We start from the raw sequence: 4,229 nt of genomic DNA on the forward strand, positions 1-4,229 counted from the left end.
TCTGGCGGAGACCAGCCACGTGGGCAGCGGGCGCGCCGCCTGGATTGCGGACATCACCGCACACGTCGCGCAGGCACAACTCAACGGCTGTGATATTCGCGGCATCTGTCTCTACCCGATTATTGACCGCCCGCTTTGGGAGGATACCGCACACTGGCCGCACAGCGGCTTATGGGATATCGATAACAATCACGTGCGCCTGCTGAATCACACCTATGCCGCTGCGCTGCGGCAATCACAACGCTCGCTAGCCCGGTTACAGGGCTTTCTCAACCCGGCCGCAGGGCCAAAGGAGTCCGTTATGAACCCATCCACACTGGTGGTCTTTAGTCATCTTCGTTGGGGTTTTGTGTTTCAACGGCCACAGCATGTTATGTCGCGCCTTGCGCAATACCATCGCATTCTGTTTATTGAAGAGCCGGTTTATCAGGCGGGCGAAGCCGGGCTGCGTGAATCACACCCTGCCGCCAACGTGACGGTCATTGAGCCGCACACGCCCATTCGTGCCCCGGGTTTTCACGACGACCAGATTGCCCTGCTGCAGCCGCTGCTGGGTGCGCTACTGCCGGCCGATGCGCAGCCGCTGGCGTGGTTTTATACCCCGATGGCCTTGCCGCTGTTGAACGCGTTTAATGCCCGCGCCATCATCTACGACTGTATGGATGAGCTGTCGGCGTTCGATCAGGCGCCGCGTCAACTCCAGCAGCGTGAATCGGCACTGCTTAGTCGCGCCGATGTGGTGTTTACCGGCGGCAGTAGTCTCTATGAGGCGAAGAAACATCGTCATGAGAATGTTCACTGCTTCCCCAGCAGCGTTGATGAAGCTCACTTCGCCCAGGCGCTGGATCGCACTAACGGGCACCCCTTACAGGCCACCCTGGCGAAACCGCGCCTGGGCTATTACGGCGTGATTGATGAACGCATGGATCTGCCGCTGGTCGCTGCCCTGGCGGAAGCGCATCCGGACTGGCAGATCGTGATGGTCGGCCCGGTGGTCAAAATCGATTCCGCTGCCCTGCCGCAGCGTGAGAATTTGCACTGGTTTGGTCAGCAGCCTTACGCCGCCCTTCCCCACTTTCTCGCCGGCTGGGATGTCTGCCTGATGCCGTTTGCCCTTAACGCCTCAACGCAGTACATCAGCCCGACAAAAGTGCTCGAATATATGGCCGCGCAGCTGCCGATTGTCAGTACCGCCATCGCCGATGTCGCCCGTCACTATCCGGATGTGGTGAGCATCGCTACCACGCATGAAGCCTTTATTCAGGCGTGTGAGCGCGCGCTACGCCTGCCGGTGGAGCGACGCCATCAGCTGGCCAGCCAGATGGCGTCGATTGTGGCGCAAACCTCCTGGGACAATACCGTCGACCATATGCAACGCGAGCTGGCCGCGCTGGCGACCCCGGCCAAAAAAGCGCGCCCGGTTACGGAGATCGCGGCCAACAGCGCACGGGCTCAGGCCGTGGCGCTACGTCCCATCGAGTGCCTGATTCTGGGTGCAGGCCCGACCGGGCTGAGTGCCGGGTATCACTATGGCGAGGGCGCCATGGTGCTGGAGAAGAACCACAGCGTAGGGGGCTGGTGCCGCTCGGTCGAAGATCAGGGATTTACCTTTGATTACGCCGGTCACATCATGTTTTCCAACGATCCTTACGTCCTCGGCCTGTACGACCTGCTGTTAGGTGAAAACCAGCACTGGCAAACCCGTGAAGCCTGGGTTTACAGCCACGGCGTCTATACCCGTTATCCCTTCCAGTCAGCGCTGTACGGCTTACCCGCCGAGGTGGTCGGTGAGTGCGTGCTCGGGGCCATTGAGGCCCGCTACGGCAGTGAGAGTGTCGCCAGCGCGCAGGCTGTGCCTGACGATCGCTGCCTTGACTGCTGCGCCGATGGCGTGGTGTCAGATGATGATCGCGTACTGACGCAGCCGCGTAATGAAGATTTTGAACACTTTATCTATCGCGTGTGGGGCAAAGGCATCGCGCGCCATTTCGCCATTCCCTATAACCGTAAATTGTGGAAGACGCCGCTGAGTAATATGGAGACCTCCTGGCTTGGCGGACGCGTCCCATTACCCGATCTGGAGCAGATCGTCAGCGGCGCGCTCTCACCGCTGGAGAAACCGGTGGGTCCGAATGCGCGCTTCGGCTATCCGCTGCGCGGCGGCTTCCAGGCGCTGATGGAGGGGTTTCTGCCCCATTTACGCTGCACGCTTGAAACCGATGCGCAGGTGGCGGCCATTCAGCCGCAGTCACGCCAGGTGACGCTGGCGGATGGCCGACAGCTGCATTACGAGCAGATGATCAGCACATTACCGCTGCCCGAACTGGTGCGCCTGATGGGCGCGCGCGCGCCGCAAACCATTCAGCAGGCGGCCGCGAGGCTGCGCCACACCTCAGTCTGCTGCGTTAATCTCGGCATCGGGCGCGAGGCAATAAGCGACAAACACTGGATCTACTACCCTGGCGACACCCTTTTCCACCGCATCTTCCTGCAGGGCAATGCCAGCCCTCACTGTAATCCGTCTGGCGGATTTGGCCTGACCTGTGAAATCACCTGGCGTGACGACCAGCCGCTGCCCTGTGAAGGCGAGGCGTTGATCCAGCGCTGTATTGAGGATTGCATTCGCGTAGGTATTATCACCGCCGAAGATAGCATCCTGACGACCAGCATCGTGGATATGCCTTATGCCTATGTGGTGTACGATCATGCACGCAGTACCAACGTGGCGCTAATCCGCAGCTGGCTTGCGGCCCAGGGGATTCATCTGGCGGGACGCTATAGCGAATGGGAGTATTACAATTCCGATCTCGCGTTCCTGGCAGGCAAACGCGCTGCCGGGGCGGTCAGAGATCGTCTGCTGAACCATAAAACCACTGCCTGAAAGTGATGCAGAGGCCCGCTAACCTGCGGGCCTCTGGCACCTTAGCGGCAATCCGGCACGGCGTGCGGCGGAATAAAGGCCTGCACCGGCGTCAGTTCGCCCTGATATTTGCGTACCTGCACCACGGTGATTTGTCCGCTGCAGCCTTGCGCCAGCGAAGAGGTGCCGATATCCAGCGTCAGAACGTTGGGATTACCGTGCCGGCACAGCGGTCGCAGCGCGTCAGGATCCACCGGATCGTACCAGGCACCGGTCGGCAGCTGCACCACGCCAGGCATAATGGTCTCCGTGACGCGCGCGCTGGCCAGAACGTGACCGCGCGTGTTGTACAGTTCGATAATCTCCCCGTCCGAAATGCCCAGCTGCCGCGCATCCTGCGGATGCAGGCTGCACACTTCACGACCATGACGTTTGCCGCTCAGGCTGTAGTCACCAAAGTCCAGCTGGCTGTGCAAACGCGTGGCAGGCTGATTGGCGATCAGCCAGAACGGATGCTCGCTATCGGGTTGCTGCTGCGGCGCGCGCCACACCGGGTGCCCCGGACAGTTGGCATAATCGAAGCTGGCAATGGTCGCCGAGAAGATCTCAATTTTGCCGCTGGGCGTTGGCAGCGGCGCGGCCTCGGGATCGGCGCGGAAGGCGTTCATCATCCGGCCACCATCTTTCAGCTGCGGCAACTCCAGCACGCCCTGCTGCCAGAACGCCTCAAATGATGGAGTCTCAACCTGATGTGCTGCCAGCTTCTCCTGAAGCTGCGCATAGTGGTGCCGCAGCCAGCCCCGCGCATCGCGCCCTTCGGTAAACGCCTCTTCACGCCCTAAGCGGCGCGCCAGCTCGGTGAAAATGGTGTAATCATCTTTGGCTTCAGCAAACGGCTGCGCCACCGGCTGCATGGCGAAGAGATGACGATCGGTTGGCGCACCGCCGATGTCTTCCCGCTCCAGCGTCATGGTCGCGGGCAGCACAATGTCGGCATGCCGGGCGCTGGCGGTCCAGGCAATCTCATGCACGATCAGCGTATCCAGCTGGCAGAAGGCCTGGCGCAGACGCGCCAGATCCTGATGATGATGGAAAGGATTGCCGCCCGCCCAGTACGCCAGACGGATATGCGGGTAGGTCAGGCACCGCCCGTTGTAGTCAAACCGGGTGCCCGGGTTAAGCAGCATATCGGCTATACGCGCCACCGGTATCAGGCGATCGATGCCGTTTTTTCCCTGCGGCAGCGCCGGGAAACTCACCAGATTGTGATGTTTACCGTAGTGGCCCAGCGCGCCAAGCGCATAGGTGTAACCGCCGCCGGGCAGACCTGGCTGGCCCAGCGCGGCCGCCAGCACCAGGCCAAGCCAGA

General features: G+C 61.2%; 2 protein-coding genes. One reads left to right on the forward strand and one right to left on the reverse strand.

Annotation, left to right across the window (positions count from 1 at the left end; all coding sequences use genetic code 11):
• Nucleotides 1-2,881 (forward strand): FAD-dependent oxidoreductase (locus HA48_RS21700; protein ID WP_128603155.1); only part of this gene is annotated, 2,881 nt, incomplete at its 5' end.
• Nucleotides 2,882-2,922: 41 nt separating this feature from the next.
• On the opposite strand, the gene HA48_RS21705 is transcribed toward HA48_RS21700, so the two are convergent.
• Nucleotides 2,923-4,229 (reverse strand): molybdopterin dinucleotide binding domain-containing protein (locus HA48_RS21705; RefSeq protein ID WP_158086984.1); only part of this gene is annotated, 1,307 nt, incomplete at its 5' end.

Source organism: Pantoea wallisii (genome assembly GCF_002095485.1).
Lineage (GTDB): Bacteria > Pseudomonadota > Gammaproteobacteria > Enterobacterales > Enterobacteriaceae > Pantoea > Pantoea wallisii.